The 25,565-nt window shown below is 42.1% G+C and carries 26 protein-coding genes and 3 riboswitches; of the genes, 20 read left to right on the top strand and 6 right to left on the bottom strand.

Annotated elements, in window-relative coordinates; genetic code table 11:
• Positions 1-44: 44 nt before the first annotated feature.
• Positions 45-224, bottom strand: a complete 180-nt coding sequence (locus tag V3595_RS16310; protein WP_034310080.1) for a hypothetical protein — start codon at positions 222-224, stop codon at positions 45-47.
• Between the two features lie 118 nt (positions 225-342).
• Between V3595_RS16310 and V3595_RS16315 the strand changes: the two genes are divergently transcribed.
• From V3595_RS16315 to V3595_RS16345, 7 genes are all read left to right on the top strand, one after another.
• Positions 343-672 carry a DUF948 domain-containing protein gene (locus tag V3595_RS16315; RefSeq protein WP_485908349.1) on the top strand — a complete coding sequence of 110 codons (330 nt, stop codon included), beginning with the start codon at positions 343-345 and terminating at the stop codon, positions 670-672.
• Positions 673-712: 40 nt separating this feature from the next.
• Positions 713-810, top strand: a riboswitch (guanidine-I (ykkC/yxkD leader).
• 48 nt (positions 811-858) lie between these two features.
• Entirely contained in the window at positions 859-1,179 is a 321-nt protein-coding gene (gene sugE, locus V3595_RS16320) for a quaternary ammonium compound efflux SMR transporter SugE (protein ID WP_098371657.1), read from the top strand.
• Between the two features lie 53 nt (positions 1,180-1,232).
• Entirely contained in the window at positions 1,233-1,775 is a 543-nt protein-coding gene (locus V3595_RS16325; RefSeq protein ID WP_485908351.1) for a YhcN/YlaJ family sporulation lipoprotein, read from the top strand.
• Positions 1,776-1,921: 146 nt separating this feature from the next.
• A complete protein-coding gene (locus tag V3595_RS16330) occupies positions 1,922-3,430 on the top strand; it encodes a spore germination protein (protein ID WP_485908353.1) in 1,509 nt (502 codons plus the stop codon).
• 24 nt (positions 3,431-3,454) lie between these two features.
• Positions 3,455-4,555, top strand: a complete 1,101-nt coding sequence (locus V3595_RS16335; RefSeq protein ID WP_485908355.1) for a GerAB/ArcD/ProY family transporter — start codon at positions 3,455-3,457, stop codon at positions 4,553-4,555.
• Positions 4,552-5,634 (top strand): Ger(x)C family spore germination protein, encoded by a 1,083-nt coding sequence (locus V3595_RS16340; protein ID WP_485908357.1) that lies wholly within the window; start codon positions 4,552-4,554, stop codon positions 5,632-5,634. Before V3595_RS16335 ends, V3595_RS16340 begins: the two co-directional genes overlap by 4 nt.
• Before the next feature lie 84 nt (positions 5,635-5,718).
• The gene (locus V3595_RS16345) at positions 5,719-7,398 is read left to right on the top strand and encodes a glycoside hydrolase family 13 protein (RefSeq protein ID WP_485908359.1); all 1,680 of its coding nucleotides are present in this window, start codon (positions 5,719-5,721) and stop codon (positions 7,396-7,398) included.
• 49 nt (positions 7,399-7,447) lie between these two features.
• Here V3595_RS16345 and V3595_RS16350 read toward each other — a convergent pair whose 3' ends face one another.
• Together V3595_RS16350 and V3595_RS16355 are read right to left on the bottom strand one after the other, a co-directional pair.
• Entirely contained in the window at positions 7,448-8,899 is a 1,452-nt protein-coding gene (locus V3595_RS16350) for an amino acid permease (RefSeq protein WP_485908360.1), read from the bottom strand.
• A gap of 96 nt (positions 8,900-8,995) precedes the next feature.
• A riboswitch (Lysine riboswitch) is annotated at positions 8,996-9,180 on the bottom strand.
• 255 nt (positions 9,181-9,435) lie between these two features.
• Positions 9,436-10,398: a LacI family DNA-binding transcriptional regulator gene (locus V3595_RS16355; protein WP_485908361.1), complete on the bottom strand. Its 963-nt coding sequence runs from the start codon at positions 10,396-10,398 to the stop codon at positions 9,436-9,438.
• A 645-nt stretch (positions 10,399-11,043) separates the two neighbouring features.
• Here V3595_RS16355 and V3595_RS16360 point away from each other — a divergent pair.
• From V3595_RS16360 to V3595_RS16380, 5 genes are all read left to right on the top strand, one after another.
• Positions 11,044-11,967, top strand: a complete 924-nt coding sequence (locus V3595_RS16360; RefSeq protein ID WP_485908363.1) for a metal ABC transporter solute-binding protein, Zn/Mn family — start codon at positions 11,044-11,046, stop codon at positions 11,965-11,967.
• A gap of 12 nt (positions 11,968-11,979) precedes the next feature.
• Positions 11,980-12,735 carry a metal ABC transporter ATP-binding protein gene (locus tag V3595_RS16365; protein ID WP_485908364.1) on the top strand — a complete coding sequence of 252 codons (756 nt, stop codon included), beginning with the start codon at positions 11,980-11,982 and terminating at the stop codon, positions 12,733-12,735.
• 10 nt (positions 12,736-12,745) lie between these two features.
• Entirely contained in the window at positions 12,746-13,669 is a 924-nt protein-coding gene (locus V3595_RS16370) for a metal ABC transporter permease (RefSeq protein ID WP_485908366.1), read from the top strand.
• Positions 13,666-14,547, top strand: coding sequence for a metal ABC transporter permease (locus V3595_RS16375; RefSeq protein ID WP_485908368.1), 882 nt, complete (start codon positions 13,666-13,668; stop codon positions 14,545-14,547). Before V3595_RS16370 ends, V3595_RS16375 begins: the two co-directional genes overlap by 4 nt.
• A gap of 147 nt (positions 14,548-14,694) precedes the next feature.
• A complete protein-coding gene (locus tag V3595_RS16380; protein WP_485908370.1) occupies positions 14,695-15,867 on the top strand; it encodes an FtsW/RodA/SpoVE family cell cycle protein in 1,173 nt (390 codons plus the stop codon).
• A gap of 82 nt (positions 15,868-15,949) precedes the next feature.
• Here V3595_RS16380 and V3595_RS16385 read toward each other — a convergent pair whose 3' ends face one another.
• On the bottom strand, positions 15,950-16,285 hold the full coding sequence (locus tag V3595_RS16385) for a spore coat protein (RefSeq protein WP_485908372.1): 336 nt from the start codon (positions 16,283-16,285) through the stop codon (positions 15,950-15,952).
• 13 nt (positions 16,286-16,298) lie between these two features.
• On the bottom strand, positions 16,299-16,577 hold the full coding sequence (locus V3595_RS16390; protein WP_485908373.1) for a hypothetical protein: 279 nt from the start codon (positions 16,575-16,577) through the stop codon (positions 16,299-16,301).
• Positions 16,578-16,726: 149 nt separating this feature from the next.
• Here V3595_RS16390 and V3595_RS16395 point away from each other — a divergent pair, with 149 nt between their 5' ends.
• Positions 16,727-17,644 carry a proline dehydrogenase family protein gene (locus tag V3595_RS16395; protein WP_485908375.1) on the top strand — a complete coding sequence of 306 codons (918 nt, stop codon included), beginning with the start codon at positions 16,727-16,729 and terminating at the stop codon, positions 17,642-17,644.
• A 48-nt stretch (positions 17,645-17,692) separates the two neighbouring features.
• Here the strand turns inward: V3595_RS16395 and V3595_RS16400 are convergent, their stop codons facing one another.
• On the bottom strand, positions 17,693-17,827 hold the full coding sequence (locus V3595_RS16400) for a YuzL family protein (protein WP_072273724.1): 135 nt from the start codon (positions 17,825-17,827) through the stop codon (positions 17,693-17,695).
• A 202-nt stretch (positions 17,828-18,029) separates the two neighbouring features.
• Here V3595_RS16400 and V3595_RS16405 point away from each other — a divergent pair, with 202 nt between their 5' ends.
• From V3595_RS16405 to V3595_RS16435, 7 genes are all read left to right on the top strand, one after another.
• Positions 18,030-20,420: a 3-hydroxyacyl-CoA dehydrogenase/enoyl-CoA hydratase family protein gene (locus V3595_RS16405; RefSeq protein ID WP_485908377.1), complete on the top strand. Its 2,391-nt coding sequence runs from the start codon at positions 18,030-18,032 to the stop codon at positions 20,418-20,420.
• A 72-nt stretch (positions 20,421-20,492) separates the two neighbouring features.
• Positions 20,493-21,671 carry an acetyl-CoA C-acetyltransferase gene (locus V3595_RS16410; protein ID WP_137023769.1) on the top strand — a complete coding sequence of 393 codons (1,179 nt, stop codon included), beginning with the start codon at positions 20,493-20,495 and terminating at the stop codon, positions 21,669-21,671.
• A gap of 69 nt (positions 21,672-21,740) precedes the next feature.
• The gene (locus tag V3595_RS16415; RefSeq protein WP_305158570.1) at positions 21,741-23,528 is read left to right on the top strand and encodes an acyl-CoA dehydrogenase family protein; all 1,788 of its coding nucleotides are present in this window, start codon (positions 21,741-21,743) and stop codon (positions 23,526-23,528) included.
• Positions 23,529-23,670: 142 nt separating this feature from the next.
• Positions 23,671-24,027, top strand: coding sequence for an arsenate reductase family protein (locus V3595_RS16420; RefSeq protein ID WP_063234020.1), 357 nt, complete (start codon positions 23,671-23,673; stop codon positions 24,025-24,027).
• 96 nt (positions 24,028-24,123) lie between these two features.
• A complete protein-coding gene (gene gcvH / locus V3595_RS16425) occupies positions 24,124-24,507 on the top strand; it encodes a glycine cleavage system protein GcvH (RefSeq protein ID WP_485908379.1) in 384 nt (127 codons plus the stop codon).
• Positions 24,508-24,599: 92 nt separating this feature from the next.
• Complete coding sequence (locus tag V3595_RS16430) at positions 24,600-24,965, top strand: toprim domain-containing protein (protein WP_048688210.1); 366 nt, start codon at positions 24,600-24,602, stop codon at positions 24,963-24,965.
• 3 nt (positions 24,966-24,968) lie between these two features.
• Complete coding sequence (locus V3595_RS16435) at positions 24,969-25,277, top strand: thioredoxin family protein (RefSeq protein WP_485908531.1); 309 nt, start codon at positions 24,969-24,971, stop codon at positions 25,275-25,277.
• A 143-nt stretch (positions 25,278-25,420) separates the two neighbouring features.
• Positions 25,421-25,527: riboswitch (SAM riboswitch) on the top strand.
• The last annotated feature ends 38 nt before the right edge of the window (positions 25,528-25,565 follow it).

Raw genomic sequence — 25,565 nt, forward strand, 5'->3', positions numbered from 1 at the left:
GAAGAAACCATAACTCAACCAGTGTGGAAGGCTACTTACGATCTTCAAAGCAGGAGCAGAATCAAGACGGATGTTGCCAGTGTAAGCCAAAGGGGGCTGAAAACTTCTGGATGAATGATTAAAAAAATGATTCCTGCAATAGTGGCAGCCTGCTGTATGGTCATATGTCTGATGAAGTGGATTCCAGCTTTAAAACAGGCTTTAAGCAGAGGCATTTGATTCATTTTCATTCCTCCTTTTTCTTTCAATAATATGACCAGGCATAAAAGAAAATACATAGGGATTCGTTTTCTGCTCAATTATTACGGGTATAGTAAAGGTAAAATAAAAGGAGGAATCTAGGTGGTCATTGTATATATTAGTCTTGCCCTCTTTATCGGATCGATTATCTATTTAGCGTTTTTTGCTTTTAAAACATTTAAGGATTCCAAACCGACAATTGAAAATGTGACTGAAACCGTTACACGCATCCAGGCCAAAACGGACCAGATTAAATCGGAGACGGACCAACTCGCCATGACACAGCAAGAAATCACTGAAGATGTTCAATATAAAAAAGAGTCCGTACAATATACGGTTGATGCGGCTAAAGAAATACCTGAACCCTTTAAAAATATTTGGTTTTCAATTAAAGGTGACAAGTGGAAGCTTAGAAACAGAGGCGATGCATGAGTGTTTGACCGATATGAAATGTACATGATATAGTATGGAAATAATAAGTTTCTAGGGTTCCTTGGTTGAATTTTACCGGAATGGTCCAAGAGAAACGCGCAGAGTCTGCGTACACGGAGGGAAAAAAGCCCGGGAGGTTATGATTTATGACCTTTCGGGCTTTTTCTGTAATTGGAGGGAAGATAGATGGCATGGATTCAATTGGTTATTGCAGGATTATTTGAAGTGGTATGGGCGACGAGTTTAAAGTATACCGAGGGTTTTACGAAATTATTACCTTCTATCATAACGATTGCTGGCATGGTTATTAGTTTTTATTTTTTATCATCGGCGATAAAAACCCTGCCTATGGGAACAGCGTATGCAATTTGGACCGGAATAGGGGCTCTTGGAGCTGTTCTGGTAGGCATCATCGTATTTAACGAGCCTAAGGATGCGATGCGTTTGGTATTCGTCGGTTTAATTTTGGTGGGAATTATCGGCTTGAAGGTTACTTCTTCTGAATAAACTATCCACTCCTCGCAAATAGTAATGTTAAATGATTTTGAGGAGTGATGAATATGAATTATAAAGCGATAGTATCAAGTGCGATGATGGCTTTAGTGATTACAGGTTGTGCAACTAATGATAACGAAGGTGCCAGTGAAAATCTTGGCCTGAATCGTAATCATCAGGATAATTTAGATAATCCGATGAATGTAAGCGACACAAGGCAAAATGTTAATGATGAAAATAATGCTAATAACAACAATAATGATAATGGTATAAACGATATGAGGATCTCCGAGGATATCTCAAATCGAGTCGAAGCCATGAAGGAAGTAAGTAACGCAAGTGTCATCGTGACTGAAAATAATGCTTATGTAGGGGCGGTATTAAAAGATGGCGGGGATAAGGATATCTCGAATGACCTTAAAGAAAGGGTTGCTGATACAGTAAGGGGAGCCGATCCATCGGTAGACCAAGTTTATGTGTCGGCAAATCCGGACTTTGTTCAAAGAATGGAAGGGTATGCGAATGATATCGAGAATGGAAAACCCGTTGCAGGATTCGCTGAAGAGTTCCGTGAACTTGTAACACGGATTTTTCCAAGTCCAAGGTAATTTGTTATTATTGAATTAAAGACTTATCCGGTGGATTCCGGATAGGTCTTTTCCTATTTTAAGGATATCGGTGGATCATGACTAACTTTAAATAGGGTGGTTACAATAATCGAATGAACTAAAAACTTTGTAATGGGGGTGGGATGGTGAGGTTATTTAAGGGAAGGAGGGAAATGGATTCAGCCTCCTTTCAGGTTACTTCCAAGGATTTTCAGGAACTCTTTAAAAAGTTTAAAGCATCTAATGATTTTCTTACCTTCCAATTCCCGAATGATGATGGCTATAAAATCTCCTACTTCAATTCACTGGTTAGTGCACAACAGCTCCATGAACAAGTATTGGCAGTCATGTCGAATCAACCAAAGAAGGTCCTTAAGCAACTAAAAGGCGATATTCCGATGGAAGATATGAAATTGACGGCTGATCTAAAAGACATTCAAAGGTTGGTTTTGGCAGGATCGGTCATGATTCAATACAAGAAAGATGATGAAATGTGTTTGCTGATTCCATGTGTTCATAGTGTGAAAAGGCAAATTTCCACACCCGAGTCGGAGTATACGGTCGTTGGGTCCAAGGAGGCCTTTGTAGAATCGCTTGATTTGAATTTGAATCTGATCCGTAACCGGTTGCCCACTCCTGAATTGCAATCCAAGGAATTTCGGGTCGGGAGCATCTCGCAAACGAGGTTAGCGGTACTCTACATAGATGGAGTAGTAAATCAACAGATCATTAAGACAGTCATGCAGAGAATAGAAGATATAGAATATGATACGATCGTCGATATTTCGTTTGTGAGCCAAATGATAACGGATAATCGGAATTCGATGTTTCCGCAACTGATTGATACGGAGCGGCCTGATCATCTGGCCAGTGTATTATCGGAAGGGAAAATAGGGATCATGCTGGATGGCTCTCCTCATGCATTAGTTGGTCCCAATACCATCATTTCGTTCTTTTCGTCATTTGAAGATTATTTTCAAATATGGAATCTCGGTACATCATTCCGTTTGATTCGGCTTTTCGCAGTACTGTTTTCCGTTTTGTCTTCACCTCTGTATGTTGCTGTTTTAACCTATCATTATCAAGTGATTCCAACGGATTTGCTGCCGATCTTAATATCATCGAGGGGCGTGATCCCTTTTCCGCCGATCTTGGAAGCGATCGTGCTGGAAGGGACGATCGAATTGCTGAGGGAAGCGGCGGTCAGGCTGCCTGCTAAGGTTGGCTCTACCATCGGCATTGTTGGCGGTATAGTCATCGGTACAGCCGCTGTGGAAGCGGGATTTGTCAGTAATGTCTTGTTGATGCTTGTCGCTTTGGCTGCCTTGGCTTCTTTTACGGTGCCGATTTACCAAATCAGCAATACGATTCGCCTTATCCGCTTCCCATTTCTAATTGCAGCCCAGTTATACGGACTGTTTGGAATAGCTTTATGCAGTGCATTCATTTTAAGTCATTTATTGAAATTGACTTCGCTTGGCAGTCCTTATTTAGATCCTCTTTACCCGTTAAGAATTCATGACTTTAAAGATAGTCTGATTCGCCTCCCTTTTTCAAAGCAGAAAAAACGCCCGCAGTTTCTGCGGACGGAAAATCCACTAAGGATAAGGAAGGAGGCGGAAGCGCGAAACTCACATAACGATATTGATGAATAAGGAAGTAGAAAGCGGTGAAAAGGTATGGAACTAAAACCAAATGAAACTAAACAAATATCTCCATTTTTTGTTTTTTTCCTCATGCCCGGCATGCAGATTGGAGTAGGGATATTGGGGTTTGAACGGATCATAGCGAAAGAGGCTGGCCAAGACGTATGGATATCGGTCCTCATATCAGGGTTGATTATAAATATTCTGCTTTGGATGTGTTTCAAGCTTTTAGGCAGGGGTCCCCAAACAATTGACTTAGTCGCCATCCACAAGGATTTGTTTGGCAAATGGGTCGGAAATGCTTTCAATATTTTATTCATCCTCTACTTTATAATGATCTCCATCATTCTTATCAGGACTTATTTAGAAGTCATACAGGTTTGGATGTTCCCTGGTGTCAATGTCCTGATGCTAATAACCATCATTCTTATTCTCGTGTATAGTTTTGTGGAGGGAGGTTTCAGGGTCATTACCGGTTTTTGCATAATCGGGCTTATTATCGGATCGCCATTATTCCTTTTGAATTATTTCCCATTGAAGTATGCCCACTTTGAAAATTTGGGTCCTTTTCTTGATCATTCCTTTTTGGAAATCATGAAGGCCTGTAAGAAAATGACCCTGAATTACCTTGGTTTTGAATTACTCCTCATTTATTATCCTTTCATTAAAAATCGTGAAAAATCTCAAAAGTGGGCCCACTTAGGGGCGTTGCTTACTATGTCGATTTATTTAGTATCGATTATTGTTTCATTAGCCTACTATCATCAAGATCAGCTGAAAGATGTAATTTGGGCAACTTTGACGTTATGGAAAATCGTAGACCTTCCATTCATTGAAAGGTTCGAATACATAGGGATTTCCGTTTGGCTGTTCATGGTGCTGCCGAATGTTTGCATAGGGGTTTGGGCAGCGAGCAGGACAGCAAAAAGAGTATTTGGATTAAGACAGAAAAAGATGTTGGTTCTCATTCTGATTATCATCTTAGTTTCCTGCGTTTTTTTGGATAACCGCTATAGAATCGATAAGTTTAACACGATCAGTTCGCAAATTGGTTTTTATATCGTTTATTTGTATCTTCCTTTCTTATTCATATGGCAGTCGATCGTCTATAAAGTTAGGGGTCATAAATCATGAAAATCAAACTTCTATTGATAACATTAGCAGGCTTTTTGGTGACGGCATGCGGCGTGGAAAAGCAAATATTAGAAGATATTTTAATTGCTGAAGTCGTAGGTTATGATGATGCCGAAGACAAAAAAATCAAAGGTACGGTCGTTGTCAGCGTTCCTCAGCCTGGGGAGAAAGCAGATCTGGGTAAAGAAGTATATGAAGCGAACTCCCATGATATAAAGGCGGCCCGCCAGCAAGAAAATGCAAAAACACCATACCCGATTGTCGGCGGGAGACTGACAGTCATTCTATATGGTGAAGAATTGGCAGGTAAGGGGTTGAATGATTATGTCGATACATATAGGCGTGACCCAATGGTGGGAAGGGATTTGTATTTAGCGGTCGTTCATGGCAAAGCGGAGGATGTAGTTAAAATGGAGCCAAAGTTGATTAAAACTCCAGGGGTTCAAGTGAAAGAGCTGATCGAACAGAATATAAGGACTAATTTGCCTAATGTAGATCTTCACAGGTATTTATATGCGTGTCATGGTAAAGGAATCGATCCGGTCTTGCCCTTATTGGAAACAGAAGGAGACCAAATACGGGTAAGAGGGATCGCCTTGTTTAAAAAGGATCGTTATATTGGTAAATATATCTCTTATGAAGACGGCTTTTTATATAAAGTCCTTAGTGAAAACTTTAAGCTGGGGAGTTATGAAATTAAATGGAAGGAAAATGACTTTACAGATATCAATAACGTGGAGTCACGTGTCCATTATCATATTTCGAATGCCAATCAAGACCCCAAGGTAAGGATTGGAGTGAAATTAAAAGCGAGTCTGCTAGAGGTCCAAGGCTATGACCTGGGCAAAGCGGTCGACCTGAAAAAAATAGAGGCCAGGGCCGAGCATGTCATTGGTAAAAAATTAAATGAGATGGTAACCATGTTTCAGGAGAACGATATAGACCCGATTGCACTTGGTGATCACGCTAAAAGTAAAACAAGAAATTTCAATCAAAAACATTGGGAGGAGGCATATCCCGATATTCCAATCGAGGTCGACTTGGATATTGAAATGATTCAAACGGGAATAGCTGAATAAAAGTAGAATATTCTGGAGTTTCCCCCTTTATAATAGGGTATTGGTGTAATAATTGTGTCAATGCGGCTAAAAAGGGGGAAAAGCATGGACAAAGCATGGTGGAAAGAGGCAGTTGTGTATCAAGTGTATCCAAGGAGTTTTATGGATAGTGATGGCGATGGGATAGGGGATATAAACGGGATCTTGATGAAGCTCGATTATTTACAAGAGCTGGGTGTGAACGTGATATGGCTATCCCCCGTTTATCAATCTCCCAATGATGACAATGGGTACGATATCAGTGATTATAAATCAATCATGACTGAATTCGGGACCATGGCTGATTTCGATAGGTTATTGAAGGCAGTTCATGAACGTGGAATGAAGATCATGATGGACCTGGTGGTCAACCATTCTTCAGATGAACATCCATGGTTCAAGGAATCGCGATCGTCAAAAGATAATCCGAAACGTGATTATTATATTTGGAAACCTGGAAGGAACGGGAAAGAGCCAAATAATTGGGAGTCCATTTTTAAAGGTTCAGCATGGGAATATGATGAAGGAACTGATGAATATTATTTACATTTATTTAGCAGGAAACAACCGGATTTAAACTGGGAGAACCCTAAGCTCCGTGAAGAAATCTACAGCATCATGACATGGTGGCTGGATAAGGGTGTCGATGGCTTCCGGATGGATGTCATCAACTTCCTTTCAAAAGATCAAAGCTATACAGATGGAGCCGTTCATCATGAGAAGCAGTTTGGTGACGGAAGCCCGTTTTTCCTGAATGGCCCGCGCATACATGAGTTTTTACAGGAAATCAATCAACGGGCACTTTCTGGATATGACGTGATTACGGTTGGGGAGATGCCAGGCGTCACACCGGAGGACGCGCAATTATTCACAGGTAAAGATCGTGGTGAGCTACATATGGTCTTTCAATTCGAACATATGGATTTGGGGAGCGGGCCAGAAGGAAAGTGGAGTAATGATAAGTGGAAGCTTACCGATTTAAAGCGAATTCTTACCAAGTGGCAGACTGGTTTGGAGGGGGATGGCTGGAACAGTTTATACTGGAACAACCATGATCAGCCCCGGGTTGTCTCAAGGTTTGGTCATGATGGAAAGTATCGTATTGAAAGCGCTAAGATGCTTGCCGCTTGTCTTCATATGCTTCAGGGTACACCTTATATGTATCAAGGGGAAGAGCTGGGCATGACCAATGTTGCATTTGAAAGCATCGATGAATACCGGGATATCGAAACATTGAATTCATATGACGAACTAGTCAATTCTCATGGCTGGTCAAAAGAGCGGATGATGTCAGCCATCCATGCCCGCAGCCGGGATAATGCGAGAACACCGATTCAGTGGAATGACTCCCGGAACGCAGGATTCACGCAAGGGACTCCTTGGATTAAGGTTAATCCCAATTTTCCCGAGATTAATGCAGAAAATGCCTACAATGATCACAATTCCATTTTTCATTTTTATAAAAAGCTTATCCAATTACGCAAGGCACATGAAATCGTCGTTTATGGCCGTTTTGAACTGCTGTTGCCGGATGATGAACGAATATTTGCCTACACGAGATCATTGGAAGAAGAAAAGCTGTTGGTGCTATGCAATTTTAAAGAAGAGCAGGCTCCCTATACTTTGCCTGAAGAGCTGCATGCATATTCTGCCACAAAGCTGATCGGCAATTATGATCAGGAGGAAGAAGGAATCTCCAGCAAACCCCTGCAACCATATGAATGCCGTGTTTATCTTTTGAAATGAAAAAAGGACCTGTTCTTCTCCGTTTAGGGAAGAACAGGTCCTTTGCGTATTATTTTGATTTAAGGTCACATTCCTCTAGGGGAATGATTTTCGTTTTATGCTTAATTTTATAGCCGAACCATAGGACGAAAAATAGAATCAAGCCAATGTAGGAAACGAACATTGAATTCCAGTCGATCCCATCGCTGCTGAAAGCTTGATAGCCTTGTCCGATGATAATGATAATACAAAGGACAAGTGCGAATATAGGCCCGAATGGGAAGCCTTTTGCCCGGAATGGTAAAGCATTCATGTCAAGGCCTTGAGCTGCGTAGGCTTTGCGGAACCGATAATGGGCAATCGCAATCCCTACCCAGGTGACGAATCCCGCCATGCCTGAAGCGTTCAATAACCAGATATAAACGACGCCATCACCGAAAAATGAAGCTAAGAATGCAACGCAGCCAACTAATGAAGTCACGATAAGTGCATTCACAGGTACTCCTCTTTTATCTAACTTGCCTAGGAATTTCGGTGCTTTCCCATCACGTGCCAAGTCCCATAGCATACGGGTTGAAGCATACATGCCAGAGTTACCGGCAGAGAGTACGGATGATAAAATGATCGCGTTCATGATGGATGCAGCAAATGCAAGGCCGGCCCGTTCAAATACAAGCGTGAATGGACTTACGGCAACATCTTCACTCAATAAACGTGAATCGGTAAACGGAATGATCATGCCAATTACAAAAATGGCTAAGATATAGAATAAGATGATACGCCAGAAAACGGATCTGATCGCTTTTGGGATATTTTTTTCTGGATCCTCACTTTCACCAGCAGTCACTCCAAGCAATTCCGTACCTTGGAATGAAAAGCCGGCAGCCATGAATACGCCTAGAATCGTGAAGAACCCTCCGTTAAAGGGACCTTCGCCCATTGTGAAATTGGAAAAACCAATTGGGTCTTTCCCACCCATGATTCCGAGAATGATCAGAACACCCGTGATCAAGAAAATGACGACTGTCACGACCTTGATCATGGCAAACCAGAATTCTGTTTCCCCGAAACCTTTAACTGACATGTAATTGATAAGAAACATAATGATTAACGCAATGGCACTCCAGATAATTGAAGGGCTATCCGGGAACCAGAACTTCATAATTAAGACAACGGCTGCCAATTCGGCGGCAATGGTGATTGCCCAGTTATACCAGTAGTTCCAACCAATCGCAAAACCGAAAGACGGATCGACGAATTTGGATGCATAGACACGGAACGAACCGGCCACTGGCATGAACGCTGCCATTTCTGCAAGACTTGTCATTAAGTAATAAACCATGATGCCGATGATTGCGTATGCCACCAAGGCACCGCCGGGTCCGGCTGAATGAATGGCCCCGCCACTAGCTAAAAATAAACCTGTTCCTATCGTTCCACCTAATGAAATCATCATTAAATGTCGCGCTTTCAGGCTCCTTTTCAGTTCAGTAGGGCTTGATGTTGATTGTGAATTTGACAATTGATGTTACACTCCTTTTTATTGGAAGGGAACGAAAAATAAAAAAACAGCAGTCGAAAAAGATCGACGGCTGTTTATAATAAACCCGTTTATCCTTCCGAAGATAGCTCCCCACGCTTTGTGAAAAAACGTGACAGTGGTGTTCCTGTTCGGTTACACCGCCAGCAAGAATATACATGGAATATACCCTAACTTCGGCAACTTATCCTTTCAAACGGAGTCTTTAATTTTCCAGAATCTCGTCCGTTTTACTTTTATAAGCTGCAGCCTCTAACTCATCGGTAAATGAGGAAGTATTCAATTTTCTAATATCGTTGCGCCAGTTTGTAAGTGACGTCGGACGATTGTACTCATGAAATTCATGCAATCGTTAATAGATTGCTAGTAATTGAGTAAACTTTACTATATCAAAATTATAAAATAACTTCTGGGATATCGCAATGATTATTTTATGTGGTTATTTTTTCCTAGTAAATCAAAGATGGCAATAAGGAAGAATTCAAATGACGGTATACCAAAATAAAGCATTCTGATAACTAAACGGTACTCCTTTTTATAAGGGCATAATCCAGTTTTACATGTTTGACCACTTCAGGATTCTCAAATAGATCCACTGCCATTTTACCAATCCATTCCAGGGGTAAGGATATGGTCGTGATGTCGAGCATTTCACTCAGGCTATCATTATTGAAGCCGAGAATGGCCACATCTTCCGGTACCCTTATACCCGATTTCTTAGCGGTAAGAATGAAGCCTGCCGCCGTGTCATCATTCGTGATGATGAGAGCTTCAGGTTTGTCCATCATTGAATTCCAATCCTGAAACAATTGTTCACCGTCTTTGATGTGATAACTGCCTTCAAACAGCCATTCCTTATTGTTTAACAGTTTATGTTTTCTCATGATATCGTTAAAGGCCTTTGTTCGATGGGAACTATTTCTGCTCTTTTTACGGCCGAGGCTGTATCCAATTTTCTTATATCCTTTAGCAATCACGTACTCAAGGGCACAGGAGAAAGCTGCATAATGATCAATGCTGATGGATGAGAATTCAGCCTGGGCAGTATCTTCACATAAAATAATCGGTCCGTATTTTTGATAATCCAAGAGGATTTTCATTTCTGAAATCCTTGAACAAACGATGATGCCATCGAGCTGCTTCATTTGCAGCATATTAAAAGCCTGGATTTCTTTCTCTCTGTCATAATTTGTTTGAAAGATGACGATATGACAGCCGATTGCATTTGCCTGTTTAGTGATTCCGTTAACGATTGCCCCGTAATATGGGTGATTGTTGAAGGGGATGATGATGCCGATAAGATTAGTCTTGCCTTTTGAAAGATGAATGGCGTTGATGTTTCTCGTATAATTCAAACGATCGATGGCTTCCAGGACGCTCTTTCTTTTATCGGGGCTTACATATGGATGATCATTCAATACACGAGACACTGTTGAGACAGATACACCAGCACATTGAGCTATTTCTTTAATATTTGTCATGGTATCACCGTTTTTTCTTTTTTTATATTGTACAGTATGAAACCCATTTCAGGGCAAGAGATCAGAGTGAGCCTGCTGAAGATTTCTTCAAATAAGGTCTTGTTCTGGTATTGGTTTCATCCTTTAAGATTGGTTTAAGTCTTAGAGGAGGAGGAGATCATGATGTTCCAAACCTTAATCACCCTGTTTGTGCTTTGCGGAATTGAATTGGGATTTGCGTACTTGGCAATTTCCTTGAAACAGGAAAAATGAGTGGCAATGCACTTTGAATGCGTGAAATCCGCGTTTACTCGTGAACCGCACATTTACTCGTAAATTTCACGTCGTCCCGAAATAGCCTCCATGGTTTATATTCACCATAAAAACTCCACAATATAAATATAACTTCATCGTTACGTTTCATGTACGGAATGACTGTCAGGGAGCTCTCTAGAGGAGATTCCTGACAGTTTTTGCTGTGTGTAAAAGTCATTCGCCTTTTTGAAATGTTTAAAAATAGTTGCACTTTTTTTGTATATTTGTGTATAGTATAAAATAAGTTGTGTAGAGGAAACTTTTTAGCATTTGCGACAATGTAAAAAAATTTACACTTAGTTTTGCACACGGCAAACTATTTTAGAAAGATGAAAAAGGGAGGGAATATGGATGGGTTTTCTAAAATCTATTGGAGGCGTGCTTGCTGCATTGCTGATTTTAACGGGGTGCGGTAATGATATGGCCGAAAGGGATAATGGCAATGGCAAGCTGAATGTCGTTACAACAACGGGAATGATTGGGGATTTGGTTGAGAATATCGGCGGTAAACATGTCGAGGTCACCAGTTTAATGGGACCGGGAGTGGACCCCCATCTATATAAAGCGACACAGGGTGATGTGAAGACACTGGATTCGGCTGATATGATTTTTTATAACGGATTGCATCTTGAAGGGAAAATGACGGATATATTTGAAATGATGAGCAAGGATAAACCGACGATTGCCGTAACGGAAGACTTCAAGGAGAACCAACTTCGCAAAGTGAGTGAAACGGAGCATGATCCCCACGTATGGTTTGATGTAAAGCTTTGGATCGTCGCGGCGGAGGCAGTGAAGAAAGAGTTAATCGCCAATGATCCGGACCATGAAGCGGAGTTTAGAAAAAATTATGAAGAGTACGTTCTGCAATTGGAGGAACTTGATAAATATGTTCAAAATGAAATTAATAAAATACCAGAAGATCAACGGGTGCTCGTTACAGCACATGATGCTTTTGGATACTACGGGCAGTCATATGGCCTGGATGTAAGAGGGCTCCAAGGGATCAATACATTATCGGAATATGGATCAAAAGATGTGACGGATATGCGGAATTATCTTGTGGAGAACAAAATAAAAGCGATTTTCATTGAGTCAAGCGTACCAAAGAAGGCTATCGAGGCAGTCATTCAAGGAGCAGGTAAGCAGGGCCACAAAGTGGAAATCGGCGGTGAATTGTTCTCGGATGCCATGGGTGAAAAAGGGACGGAAGAAGGAACATATATCGGAATGGTCCGTCATAATACCGACACCATCGTCCGTGCTTTGAAATAAGGGGGAGAAACTATGAATCAAGCAGCTTTGAAGGTCGAGAATTTAACGATTGCATATCATAAGAAACCGGTTGTCGAAGATGTCTCATTTGAGGTGCCGGAAGGGAATTTAATCGGTATCATAGGCCCCAATGGAGCAGGGAAGTCCACTTTGATAAAGGGAATTCTCGAATTGATCCCAAAAATATCGGGGCAAATCACAATAAAGGGTTCTACTTATAAATCGATGAGGAAGAGTATCGGCTATGTACCACAGCGGGAGTCAGTGGATTGGGATTTTCCGACCAACGCACTCGATGTCGTGATGATGGGCAGATATGGTCATCTCGGATGGCTGAGGCGACCAGGGAAGTCCGAAAGGCAGAAGGGGATGGAGTGCCTGGAAAAGGTGGGGATGGCTGAATACGCTAACCGCCAGATCAGCCAGCTATCAGGCGGACAGCAGCAACGGATATTCCTGGCCCGTGCATTGGCACAGGAAGCGGATATTTATTTTATGGATGAACCGTTCGTAGGGGTGGATGCCGCAACAGAGAAAGCGATCATACAATTGCTGATGGAATTGAAGGAAAAAGGCAAAACCGTTCTGGTTGTGCACCATGACCTATCCACCGTGAAGGAATATTTCGACTGGACGATGTTATTGAATAAAAAGGTGATGAAAATAGGCCCGACAGAAGAAGTGTTCATTCCCGAATACTTACAGGCAACATATGGAGGCCGCCTAGCGATACTATCAGACACAAAGTCCGGCCTTTTATTAAAATGAGGTGTACACGATGAACATAATGGATATTATTACTGATCCAAATACAAGGTGGATATTGCTTGGCACGATGTTCCTCGGATTAAGCAGCGGGGTCATCGGCAGCTTTGCCTACCTCAGAAAGCAGTCTTTGCTTGGCGACACGCTCGCACATGCAGCGTTACCCGGTATCTGTGTCGCCTTTATGTTAACTGGAGTGAAATCAACTTCCTACTTTCTAATAGGTGCTGCACTAGCTGGTTTAGTGGCTGTCTTCTTGATCAGTGTGCTTACGAGATACAGTAAGATCAAGCAGGATGCGGCCTTGGGAATCGTCTTATCTTCTTTCTTTGGCTTCGGAATTGTCATGCTTACGCAGATCCAGCAGAGCGAGTATGGAAACCAGAGTGGATTGGATACCTTTCTATTCGGGCAGACGGCGTCAATGGTCATGTCAGATGTATATATGATGATGACTGTTTCCTTTATTCTCATTTTCACTTGTACCGTATTTTTTAAAGAATTCAAATTACTGTCCTTTGATCCTGGGTTTGCTAAGGGGATGGGATTGCCGGTTGTTTTTCTGGATTATTTCATCATGATGCTGATCGTGGCAGCTGTAGTGATCGGTATCCAGGCTGTAGGCGTCGTATTGATGGCATCTTTACTGATCACGCCTGCGGTATCTGCGAGGTATTGGACGGAGCGGCTGCATATCATGGTCATCCTGTCTGGTATATTCGGAATGTTGAGCGGTGTGTCTGGAACGTTGATCAGTACATCAGTCAATGATTTGCCAACAGGACCGTTAATTGTCTTATCCGCGACGGTATGGTTTTTCTTTTCGATGCTTTTTGCACCTAAACGCGGAGTGCTTTCATCTGTATGGAGAAGGGTATCGACGAAAAAGAAATATTCTCTCGAACAGGATAGAAGGAAAAGGAGCCACTCATCATGAATGATTTTTGGATTATCTTAGTCGGAGCATTAGTGGCGGGTGCTTGCAGTGTATTAGGGTGTTTTTTGATAGTCAGGAAAATGACGTTGATTGGGGATGCCATCAGTCATTCCGTTTTGCCGGGAATCGTATTGGCATTTTTAATAACCGGAACCCGTGATTCGGTTCCAATGCTGATAGGGGCTGCTGCGCTCGGCTTGCTTACCGTATTCTTGATCCAGCTTTTCCAATCGTCGGGCGTTCAATCTGACGCAGCGATCGGGATTGTATTCACTTCCCTTTTTGCAACGGGGATCGTACTTGTGAGCTTGTATACGCAACAAATAGATTTTGACCTGGAACATGTCCTTTATGGCGAAATAGCTTATACTCCGTGGAACACGATGACAATCGCGGGAATCGAAGCTGGACCAAAAGCTGTTTGGATAGTCGGCAGTTGTTTTATCCTGAACCTCATAATGATCTTCCTTTTCTTCAAACAGTTTAAACTCGTTTCATTTGATCCATCACTTGCGGCTGCAATGGGAATTCCTGTACTGTTCTTTCATTACTTATTGATGAGCCTTATTTCACTGACAACTGTAGCTTCTTTTGATAGTGTAGGTTCCATTTTAGTAGTTGGAATGCTCATCATACCTGCGGCAACGGCTTATCTGCTGTCAGACCGTTTAAGCCGCATGATATTGGTCAGTATCGGGGTCGGGGTGCTAAGTTCCGTCATCGGCTACTATTCAGCCACCATTTTGGATGCCTCGATATCAGGTTGCATGGTGGGTTCGGCCGCCATATTATTCGGATTGGCCTTTCTCTTTTCCCCAAGCCATGGATTGGTCAGTAGATTGCTGAAACGGAGAAAATCAAAGGAATCACATGCATAGCTCTCCCTGCCTACAGGCTTCAAGGAAATAACTCCATGAAGCCTGTAAACTATTCTTCTATATAGTTGTGATTTTATTTGTTTAAAGTATAATGAATAAGTGTATTTATAGAAGTATCGCAGGAGCCTTTTTAAGGGAGAGTTAAGTATGGAAGAACAAAATAAATTTTCATCACGAATAGATTTTTCTTTGGTTACAATATTGCTGTTATTATGCGTTGGAAGTTGCCTAGCAATCTATAGTGCCCAAACGACTGGACAGTACGCTGAAAACTTCTTAATTAAACAAATTTTTTGGTATATAGTAGGAATCGGAATCGTATTAGGGTTCATCACCCTTGATTCGGATCAGTTGAAAAAAATTTCTTGGTACGCCTATGGCTTCGGATTATTTTTGCTTTTTTTGCTGATCATTATGCCGGATAGCATCGTTCCTGTCCGAAATGGTGCGAAAAGTTGGTTCATCATTCCGGGAATCGGTTCGATTCAGCCATCGGAATTCATGAAGGTTTTCCTGATCCTGGCTTTAGCAAATGTCATCTCAAACCATCATCTCAAAAACACGCTGAAAACAATTCAAACGGATATCTGGCTGCTTATTAAAATCGGTCTAGTTACCGGTGCCCCTTTATTGTTAATCATGCAACAGCCTGATTTGGGTACCTCGCTTGTCATCATGTCAATCATGCTCGGAATGATTTTCATATCAGGGGTAACATGGAAGATCCTGCTGCCAATCGTTTCGGGAGGAATTGTCGTCGCTTCAACGGTTCTGTACTTTGTACTTTGGAAGCCGGAAATCCTGGAAAAATATCTAGGGGTAAAATCCTATCAATTCGGCCGCATCTATTCTTGGCTGGATCCATATAATTATGCCAGCTCCGAAGGGTATCACTTAACCAAATCCTTACTGGCCATCGGCTCCGGCCAGACCACAGGAAAGGGAATCGGTTCGAGGGAAGTTTATTTGCCTGAGAGTCATTCGGATTTCATTTTCAGCATCATCGGTGAAGAATTCGGCTTCATCGGATCAAGCATCATTATTTCCTTGTTTTTCCTATTGATTTACCATATAACAAAAACAGGAATGGACACGAAAAATAACTTCTATACATATATCTGTGTTGGCGTTATAAGCATGTTGACGTTCCACGTTTTTCAAAATATCGGCATGACTGTAGGCCTTTTGCCGATTACGGGGATTCCGCTTCCATTTGTCAGTTATGGAGGAAGCTCGCTAATGGGGAACATGATGGCCATGGGCTTAATATTCAGCATTCGGTATCACTATAAGAAGTATATGTTTTCTACGGATATCTAAAGATAAAGCCGGCCCCCCATGGGCCGGCTTTATTTGTAGCAAAAAAACAAAAGGAGCAGAATCCACGCCACTTAATGTTTGCTTATTGAATGTTCGTTCCAGATGGAAATTGATTTTTATAACCGGAAAATTGTTGATATGATTGGCCTAAGCTGGTAGCTTGCGCCTTTTCTAAACTATACCAGCCTTTTTCGAACATAAGGTTATAGAGTTCGCGCTGCATCTCCTGATTTTCTTTGGAAACGGAGAAAATGTCTTGGAATAATGCTTGGTTACTCATTTCATGCAGGGCAACGGAAAGGGAGTTACAAAAGTACTTTTCAGTTGAAAGCATATCATTTATAAAATCCCTGTCATTCATTTGCGGTGTCTTTGCCACGGGAGATTCAGGATTTTGGACTTTGTTTTCATTGGGCATCAAGAACCCTCCTTTACTGGTATTGTTGTTGACCCTGATTTTGGTCCGGGTTCAAATGTTTCAAAATGGTATCGTAATGGCGTTGATGCATGAGTCCGCACCGATTTAATGCATCAATGATTTGCGGGTCCTTACATTGTGTGGCAAAAAAATGTGCTTTTTTAACCGCATTCAGATTCCACGCAAGCATATCGGTTAAGTATAAGCTATCTTTCACCGAAACCATTTCCGGCGGCTGCTTCATAAAGCCGGTGGACTGCTGTTGGCTGTTAAACGAATTTTGCTGTTCCATCATTCTACCTCCTTAAGTGTTCTTTAAACGAGCTTAATTTTCCCTTCATGAAATTTTTTTATTCTTGATTCTAAATATCTGAAAAATGAATTAAATGGTAAAATAATCTTGTGCATCTATTTTCCAAAATGATTTGGAGGGGAATGCAGATGGAAAGAATTTTGAAAAATCTATTCCTTTTTTTATCAAAGAATAAAGGCATGACAAAGGCTGCGAAAAAATACGGGCTGCGGTTTGGTGCATCTCGTTTCGTGGCAGGAGAATCCTTGGATATGGCATGTGATGTGATTGCTGATCTTAACCGGAAAGGGCTTGCTGTCACCATTGATTATTTAGGTGAATTCATTGAAGATGAACAAGAAGCTGGGAAGATGGCAGATGAGTGCATCGAAGCTATCCGGATGATTGGCACAAATGAACTGGATTCACAGTTATCCCTGAAGCTGACCTCGATGGGCTTGGATGTATCCGAACAAGTCGTAATGAATAACATGCGGAGGATCTTGGATGAAGCTAAAGCCCATCGTGTTTTCGTGACGCTTGATATGGAAGATTTTCCGCGCTGTCAGCCGACTTTGGATGTATTCAAAAACCTAAAGTCTGAATATAATGAATTGGGGACTGTCATTCAAGCTTATCTGTATCGGACTGAGAAGGATATTGAGGAGCTGGATGCATACCATCCGAATCTAAGACTTGTTAAAGGGGCTTATAAAGAACCAAGGGAAGTGGCTTTTCCCGAGAAAAAAGATGTGGATGAGAATTTCAAGAAAATCATCAAGAAGCATATGCAAAATGGAAATTACACTGCCGTTGCCACGCATGATGATAAAATCATTGATTATACGAGGGACTTGGTCAAAGATCAGGGAATTACCCGGGATCGATTTGAATTTCAAATGTTATATGGCATCCGCACTGAAAAACAGCTTGAACTTGCTAAAGAAGGATATAAGGTAAGGGTGTATGTTCCTTATGGTACGGATTGGTATGGATATTTCATGCGCCGCCTTGCGGAGAGACCGGCCAATATTGCTTTCGTTTTAAAAGGCCTATTCAAGAAATAGGAAGCGAGAGCCGCCCCGGAAAAGGAACGGCTGCTCAAATTAAGAAGATTATCTTTTGAACTGGTTGTTCTGGCTGTTCACTTTATTGATTCCATGTTGACGTTCAGCGCCAGGGCCGGCATTGCCTTTAACGCTTGCTGCGCTTACGGCTGCTTTAGAAGGATTATCTTTACGCTTCATTATATAAGTCACCTCCTGCCCGGTTATTTTTTACTGAACGGAGGAGAAATAACCAAAAGAACTCGGAGAAAAAAATATTTTTTTTCCTGTTTAATCATTGCGGAATTTCCAAATATATTCTATATTAGAAATAAGAAAAAATATTCAAAATTTTTTTGAATTAAAAATGAATGAGCATTCATTCAATAAATTGCGTAAGGGGGATATGAACTTGGTTCGACAAATACGAAAGGCTGCTGTTCTAGGGTCAGGAGTTATGGGATCAGGGATTGCTGCACACCTTGCTAACATCGGCATTCCGACTTTATTATTGGATATTGTACCTCGTGAACTCACTGAGGATGAAAAGAAAAAGGGACTGACATTAGATAATAAACAAGTGCGTAACCGCATCAGCCAAACTGCGATTACGAAACTTTTAAAAATGAAACCAGCTCCGCTTTCGGCTAAGGGAAACATTGCGTTGATCGAGGCGGGAAACCTGGAAGATGATATAAGTCGTTTAAAGGATGTCGATTGGATCATCGAAGTGGTCGTTGAGAAGCTTGAGGTTAAGCAAACTGTGTTTGCCCAGGTTGATCAGCATCGTAAACCGGGAAGCATCGTTTCTTCGAATACATCCGGAATTTCAATCGAAGCGATGGCAGAAGGCCGTTCGGAGGACTTTCAAAAGCACTTCCTGGGAACCCACTTCTTCAATCCGCCGCGTTATCTTAAGTTGTTGGAGCTCATCCCAACTGAAGCAACTTCACCAGAAGTGCTCGAATACATGAAACGATTCGGCGAAGATGTACTGGGAAAAGGTGTCGTCGAAGCCAAGGATACCCCTAACTTTATCGCAAACCGCATTGGAACTTATGGTTTATTGGTCACTCTGCGGGAAATGCAAAACGGCGGATACAGTGTTGGTGAGGTCGATTCGGTTACAGGTCCGTTGATTGGAAGGGCAACTAGCGCGACTTTCCGGACACTTGATGTAGTTGGATTGGATACCTTTGCACATGTTGCCAGAAACGTATATGAACAGGTGGATGGAGAAGAAAAAGAAGTTTTCAAAATACCTGATTTCATGAATGAAATGCTTAAGAATGGGTGGCTTGGAAGCAAGTCAGGCCAAGGATTTTTCTTGAAAAAAGGAAAGGAAATCCTTGAACTGAATCCCGAAACCCTTGAATATGCTGCACGAAAAAGATTAAAAACGCCTTCCATCGAAATGGCTAAACAGGCCAAGGGCTTGGAAAATAAAATGAAAGCGCTTGTTTATAGCGAAGACCGTGCCGGCCAATTACTTTGGAATGTTCTGAATCCGGCGCTTGTGTATTCTGCCCAGCTGCTTGGGGACATCGCGGATGACATCGTGGCGATCGATCAAGCGATGAAATGGGGCTTCGGATGGTCCACAGGCCCTTTTGAAACCTGGGATGCGATAGGGGTAGAAAAATCGGTAGCCCGAATGGAAGCGGAAGGCATCACCGTTCCGCAATGGGTGAAGGATATGCTCGCTAAAGGCATCACTTCTTTCTATAAAGAAGAAAATGGCATAGTTCACTATTATAATAATGGTGAATATAAGGAACTTGTTGCAAATCCTAAAGTGATCAATCTTAAAGCGATCAAGAAACAAAAAGGCGTAATCAAGAAAAACAGTGGTGCAAGCTTGATGGATATCGGCGATGGAGTGGCACTTCTTGAATTCACTTCACCGAATAATGCAATCGGTCTGGATATCATACAAATGATCAATGCGGCGGTCGACGAAGCGGAAGCGAATTTTAAAGGCTTGGTCATCGGAAACCAAGGAAAGAATTTCTGTGTAGGCGCTAATATTGCAATGATGCTGATGGAAGCGCAGGATGACAATATTTTTGAACTCGATATGGTCATCAGCCAATTCCAAAAGGCGATGCTTAAAATCAAGTACAGTGCAGTTCCTGTAGTGGTTGCCCCGTTTAATATGACACTTGGCGGGGGGGCAGAAGTGTCCCTTCCGGCAGCGCGCATCCAGGCAACGACTGAAACGTATATGGGACTAGTGGAAGCTGGTGTAGGTTTGATCCCAGGCGGCGGCGGGACTAAAGAACTTTATGTCAAGACGTTGAGGAATATGCCGAAGGGCGTCGACTTCGACTTACAGAAAGTGGCCAACCAAGTATTTGAAACGGTCGCCATGGCAAAAGTTTCGACCTCCGCCGAGGAAGCGAGAGGGAATAATTTCCTTAATTCAGCGGATGGAATAAGCGTGAATGCGGATCATCAGCTATATGATGCGAAACAGGCGGTACTTTCCATGCATGAACAAGGTTATACCGCTCCGGCCTGCACAAAGATCCCTGTCGTAGGTGAAACGGGATATGCCGCACTTCTATTAGGGGCGGAATCCATGCGCCTTTCGGGTTTCTTATCAGAGCATGACCTTGTTATAGCCAAAGAGCTTGCATACGTCCTGGCAGGGGGAAAACTCCCATTTGGCACGGAAGTAGATGAACAGTATATCTTGAACCTAGAAAAACAGGCATTCCTAAAACTGATTTCGACTCCGAAATCCCAGGCAAGGATGCAGCATATGCTTGTTAAAGGCAAACCACTCCGTAATTGATGAATAGACGAAGAAATGGCCAAAACGAAGATTAATAGATCGATAGCTTAAAAATGAGTAAGGGGGATCCTCATGAAAGAAGCGGTAATAGTAGCTGGAGCAAGGACTCCGGTAGGAAGAGCGAAAAAAGGTTCTCTTGCCAGTGTACGTCCTGATGATTTAGGGGCTCTTGTTGTAAAGGAAACGTTAAAGCGTGCAGGGAATTATGAAGGCACCATCGATGACCTGATTATCGGTTGTGCAATGCCTGAAGCGGAGCAAGGATTGAACATGGCTCGTAACATTGGGGCATTGGCAGGATTGCCTTATACAGTACCGGCCATAACGATTAATCGTTACTGTTCAAGCGGGCTGCAAAGCATCGCTTATGGAGCGGAAAGGATCATGCTCGGCCAAAGTGATACTGTCATTGCAGGCGGAGCGGAATCCATGAGCCTTTTGCCAATGATGGGCCATGTAACACGTCCGAACGCGAGACTTGCGGAAACGGCACCGGAATATTATATGGGTATGGGCCACACTGCTGAAGCCGTTGCAAAAAAATACGGCATTTCCCGTGACGATCAAGATGCGTTTTCTGTTCGTAGTCATCAAAAGGCGGCGAAGGCCATTGCAGAAGGAAAGTTTTCGGATGAGATCGTACCGGTTGACGTAACCCTTCGTTCAGTGGGACCAGATCTTAAGTTAAAGGAAAAATCATTTACATTTACACAGGATGAGGGCGTTCGTCCAGGCACCACTGCTGAAGTGCTAAAAAAACTAAGACCTGCATTCTCTGTTACAGGATCCGTAACAGCAGGGAATTCATCACAAACGAGTGATGGTGCAGCCGCGGTCATGGTCATGGATGGGGAAAAGGCCTCTTCATTAGGGATGAAACCGATGGGTAAGTTCCGTTCCTTTGCTGTAGCAGGAGTACCGCCTGAAATCATGGGTATCGGACCGATTGCAGCCATTCCTAAAGCTTTGAAGCTAGCGGGTCTTGAGTTATCGGATATTGGTTTATTTGAATTGAATGAAGCCTTTGCTTCCCAATCCATTCAAATCATTCGTGAGCTCGGTTTGAATGAAGAGATTGTCAATGTAAATGGCGGAGCCATCGCCTTAGGCCATCCACTAGGATGTTCGGGGGCAAAATTGACATTAAGCCTGCTACATGAAATGAAGCGCAGAAACCAACAGTTCGGAGTCGTGACAATGTGTATCGGCGGCGGAATGGGTGCTGCTGGAGTATTTGAATTATTGGCGTAATCCCACCCCTCCCGGAAGCTGTCATGCTTCCGGCGGGTTTACTATCTTAAATACTTAGGAGGAAATAATATGTCCAATCAAACTACAGATAACCTCATTAAAGGCGGAGCCTTTTTAGTAGAAGATATTACGTATGATCAAGTGTTTACACCGGAAGATTATTCTGATGAGCATAAAATGATTGCCAAAACTGCCGAGGATTTCGTAGTGAATGAAATTCTGCCGCAGGTTGAACATTTAGAAAACCATGAATTTGACCGTTCCGTTAAATTACTGAAGCATGCAGGTGAAATCGGTTTACTTGGTGCTGACGTTCCTGAGGAATACAGCGGATTGGGTCTTGATAAAATCAGTTCGGCATTGATTACAGAAAAAATGGCACTTTCAGGCGGCTTTGGAATTACGCATGGTGCACATGTAGGTATCGGATCTTTGCCGATCGTATTATTCGGGAATGAAGAACAAAAGAAAAAATACCTCCCTTTACTGGCAACGGGTGAGAAGATTGCTGCGTATGCATTAACAGAACCAAGCTCAGGTTCAGATGCCTTGGGAGCAAAAACGACAGCGAAATTGAATGCCGAAGGAACACACTATATTCTAAATGGTGAAAAACAGTGGATTACAAATGCAGGTTTTGCAGATGTCTTCTGTGTATACGCCAAAATCGACGGCGAACAATTCTCCGCTTTCATTGTTGAGCGTGATTATGATGGCGTATCAACTGGTGCTGAAGAGAAGAAAATGGGAATCAAAAGTTCATCTACACGTACATTAATCCTTGAAGATGTACATGTACCAGTCGAAAACCTTTTGGGTGTAGCCGGAAAAGGACATGTTATCGCTTTCAATATCCTGAATATCGGCCGTTATAAATTAGGCGTCGGTGCTGTCGGCGGATCTAAACGTGCCCTTGAGATTACAGCAGCTTATACGAATCAACGTCAACAGTTCAAAACGAAAATTTCCGATTTTAACTTGACGAAAGAAAAACTTGCAACAATGGCATCCAAAATTTATGCAGCAGAAAGCTCTGTATACCGTACCGTTGGCCTTTATGAACAAAGACAAAGCAAATTGACGGATGAGCAAGTGAAAGATGGGAAATCAATGGCGGCTGCAATCGCTGAATATGCCATTGAGTGTTCATTGAATAAATTCTTCGCTTCCGAAGTGTTGGATTATGTTACGGACGAAGGCGTACAGCTTCATGGAGGCTATGGTTTCATGCAGGAGTATGAAATTGAAAAAGCATATCGTGATTCCCGGATTAACCGGATCTTTGAAGGTACAAATGAAATCAATCGATTGCTTGTCCCTGGAACTTTCCTGAAGAAAGCACTTAAAGGGGAATTGCCGCTTCTTCAAAAGGCTCAAAGCCTGCAAGAGGAATTAATGATGATGATGCCGGAAGAACCTGGCGATGAGCCATTGGCACAAGAAAAAATGCTTGTTAGAAACGCTAAGAAAATCGGGATTCTGGCAGCTGGCCTTGCTGCACAGAAATACGGCAAAACTCTTGATCAAGAACAAGAAATCCTCTCCAACATTGCTGATATCGCATCCCTTGCCTATGCAGCGGAATCCGTGGTATTGCGTACGGAAAAAGCAATAGCAGCTACAGGTCTGGAGAAGAACAAACAAAAGGTGCTTTACACTGAAATCTTCGTTCAGGAAGCTTTCAATGAAATAGAACAGCACGCAAAGGAAACGTTAATCGCAGTGGAAACAGGCGATACTCTTCGCATCATGCTTGCGTCGCTCCGCAAGCTGACAAGACATAATCCGATCAATGTCATTGCGAAAAAGCGTGAAGCTTCCGTCAAGGTAATCGAAGCTGAAAAATATGCTCTTTAAGCAATGAATCAAAATCAGTAAAGGGAATGCCCGTAAAGGCATTCCCTTTATTTCCTTTGAGTGAAATCGCATTGGAAATTCAAAAGACAATTCGTTGTATTGCGTGATGAAAACGGGTATTCTATTGATAGGTGGTGAAATGATGGGCTTAACATTATATTGGTACCCAAAATGCGGCACATGCCGTAACGCGAAGAAGTGGCTGGATAATCATGAACTGCAATATGAAGCAATCCATATAGCGGAAAATCCTCCTTCGCGAACAGAAATAGAGCAACTATATAAAATCAGCAATTTGGAGTTGAAGAAGTTTTTCAATACTAGCGGTCAAAAATATCGGGAGCTGGGCTTAAAGGATAAGCTGAAAGAAGCTTCTGAAGCAGAGATGCTTGATATATTGTCCACAGATGGCATGCTTCTGAAAAGGCCGATTGTTACGGATGGCACCAAAGTGACGGTAGGTTTCAAAGAGGAGCAATTCGAACAGGTTTGGAACTGAAAATTTCTCGAAATATTTGGTTAATTCCTTACTTAAACAAACAATCTACCTTATAATGGAATAGATAAAATAAGATGTACATATGGAGGGTTAATAATGACAACAACACCAAAAGAACTTCGTTACACTAAAGAACATGAATGGGTCAAAACGGAAGATGGAACAGTGCGCATTGGAATTACAGCTTTCGCACAGTCCGAGCTTGGGGACATCGTATTCGTTGAGCTTCCGGAAATCGGCGATGAATTGAAAGCGAACGAACCATTCGGAAGTGTTGAATCCGTTAAGACCGTTTCTGAGCTTTATGCACCTATCAGTGGCAAGGTTGTTGAAGTAAACGAAGATTTAAGTGACAACCCTGAATATGTAAATGAGTCTCCTTATGAAAAGGCATGGATGGTCGTGCTTGAACCATCTGATAGCAGTGATATTGAAAACTTGATGAGCGCTGAAGAGTATGAGAGTTTAATCAACGGTTAAAAAGAAGGAGAGGGGGGACTGAAAAGGCCTGCTCTCTTTTTCATTTTGTACCGTGGCAGTTGCACACATAATTCGTGAGATGGAGTGATGACATGGAGTGGGGCGAATTCGATAAAGTGATCATTGTAGAAGGCAGTTCCGATAGAAGAAAAGTTGCCTCCGTTTTAAATGAAGATGTGGAAATAAGATGTACGAATGGGACCATATCATTAACTAAGCTGGATGAATTAGTGGATGAATTGATGGACCGTGATGTTTATCTCCTTTTTGACGCAGATGAATCAGGAGAAAAGCTGCGGAAGCAGTTCCGAAGGGAAATGCCTGAAGCGAACCACCTGTATATTAATAAAATGTACAAAGAAGTGGAAAGCTCGCCCGAACATCATATCGCAACTGTGCTTTTATCTGCCAATATGAATGTGAAAATGAAATTTTTAAGTCAAAGGGTGAACGACTAATTGATGCAGGAATGGAAAGAAGAAGAGTGTAAGCTTGCTGTTGAAAATGGGGAAACCTTTTGCTTATATTTATATACCCCTTTATGCGGCACTTGTCAGGTTGCCTCCAAAATGCTGACGATATCCTTGGAGCTATTCCCGGAATTGAAGGCAGGCAAGGTGAATATGAATTATGTCCAAGCAATTGCCGAATCATATGAAATCGAAAGTGTTCCTTGTTTATTGCTTTTCAAAGAAGGACAGCTGCACAAAAAAATATACGCCTTTCAATCCGTTCCTTATTTGTACGGATTGCTTAAGGAAATCAGCTAAGAAACCAATCAGAACCGTGGTTGGTTTCTTTGTTGCGGACATATGAATGCAGATGAAGTTAAACAAAGAATATTCTAACAATTCATTGACTGATTTAATCTAAAATGCTATATTTTGAATTAAGTAACGGCAGAATTTAATAGTTCTTATCAAGAGTGGCGGAGGGACTGGCCCGACGAAGCCCGGCAACCGGTATAAATTTTATATACGGTGCTAATTCCAGCAGAGTGTTGGCTCTGGTAGATGAGGTGTGTTCTTGAAACCTCTTCTTATTGAAGTGGTTTTTTT

Origin of the sequence: Bacillus sp. CFBP9009 (assembly GCF_036541465.1) — a bacterium.
Taxonomy (GTDB): Bacteria; Bacillota; Bacilli; order Bacillales; family DSM-1321; genus Peribacillus.

Bases quoted from the DNA above. Each gene is read 5' to 3' on its own strand.
- V3595_RS16430 (WP_048688210.1), top strand. From the start codon at position 24,600: ATGGAGTGGGGCGAATTCGATAAAGTGATCATTGTAGAAGGCAGTTCC.
- V3595_RS16405 (WP_485908377.1), top strand. From the start codon at position 18,030: ATGAACTTGGTTCGACAAATACGAAAGGCTGCTGTTCTAGGGTCAGGA.
- V3595_RS16345 (WP_485908359.1), top strand. From the start codon at position 5,719: ATGGACAAAGCATGGTGGAAAGAGGCAGTTGTGTATCAAGTGTATCCA.
- gcvH (WP_485908379.1), top strand. From the start codon at position 24,124: ATGACAACAACACCAAAAGAACTTCGTTACACTAAAGAACATGAATGG.
- V3595_RS16420 (WP_063234020.1), top strand. From the start codon at position 23,671: ATGGGCTTAACATTATATTGGTACCCAAAATGCGGCACATGCCGTAAC.
- V3595_RS16370 (WP_485908366.1), top strand. From the start codon at position 12,746: ATGAACATAATGGATATTATTACTGATCCAAATACAAGGTGGATATTG.
- V3595_RS16375 (WP_485908368.1), top strand. From the start codon at position 13,666: ATGAATGATTTTTGGATTATCTTAGTCGGAGCATTAGTGGCGGGTGCT.
- V3595_RS16310 (WP_034310080.1), bottom strand. From the start codon at position 224: ATGAATCAAATGCCTCTGCTTAAAGCCTGTTTTAAAGCTGGAATCCAC.
- V3595_RS16410 (WP_137023769.1), top strand. From the start codon at position 20,493: ATGAAAGAAGCGGTAATAGTAGCTGGAGCAAGGACTCCGGTAGGAAGA.
- V3595_RS16335 (WP_485908355.1), top strand. From the start codon at position 3,455: ATGGAACTAAAACCAAATGAAACTAAACAAATATCTCCATTTTTTGTT.
- V3595_RS16415 (WP_305158570.1), top strand. From the start codon at position 21,741: ATGTCCAATCAAACTACAGATAACCTCATTAAAGGCGGAGCCTTTTTA.
- V3595_RS16360 (WP_485908363.1), top strand. From the start codon at position 11,044: ATGGGTTTTCTAAAATCTATTGGAGGCGTGCTTGCTGCATTGCTGATT.
- V3595_RS16395 (WP_485908375.1), top strand. From the start codon at position 16,727: ATGGAAAGAATTTTGAAAAATCTATTCCTTTTTTTATCAAAGAATAAA.
- V3595_RS16365 (WP_485908364.1), top strand. From the start codon at position 11,980: ATGAATCAAGCAGCTTTGAAGGTCGAGAATTTAACGATTGCATATCAT.
- V3595_RS16325 (WP_485908351.1), top strand. From the start codon at position 1,233: ATGAATTATAAAGCGATAGTATCAAGTGCGATGATGGCTTTAGTGATT.
- V3595_RS16435 (WP_485908531.1), top strand. From the start codon at position 24,969: ATGCAGGAATGGAAAGAAGAAGAGTGTAAGCTTGCTGTTGAAAATGGG.
- V3595_RS16390 (WP_485908373.1), bottom strand. From the start codon at position 16,577: ATGGAACAGCAAAATTCGTTTAACAGCCAACAGCAGTCCACCGGCTTT.
- sugE (WP_098371657.1), top strand. From the start codon at position 859: ATGGCATGGATTCAATTGGTTATTGCAGGATTATTTGAAGTGGTATGG.
- V3595_RS16340 (WP_485908357.1), top strand. From the start codon at position 4,552: ATGAAAATCAAACTTCTATTGATAACATTAGCAGGCTTTTTGGTGACG.
- V3595_RS16385 (WP_485908372.1), bottom strand. From the start codon at position 16,285: ATGCCCAATGAAAACAAAGTCCAAAATCCTGAATCTCCCGTGGCAAAG.
- V3595_RS16355 (WP_485908361.1), bottom strand. From the start codon at position 10,398: ATGACAAATATTAAAGAAATAGCTCAATGTGCTGGTGTATCTGTCTCA.
- V3595_RS16380 (WP_485908370.1), top strand. From the start codon at position 14,695: ATGGAAGAACAAAATAAATTTTCATCACGAATAGATTTTTCTTTGGTT.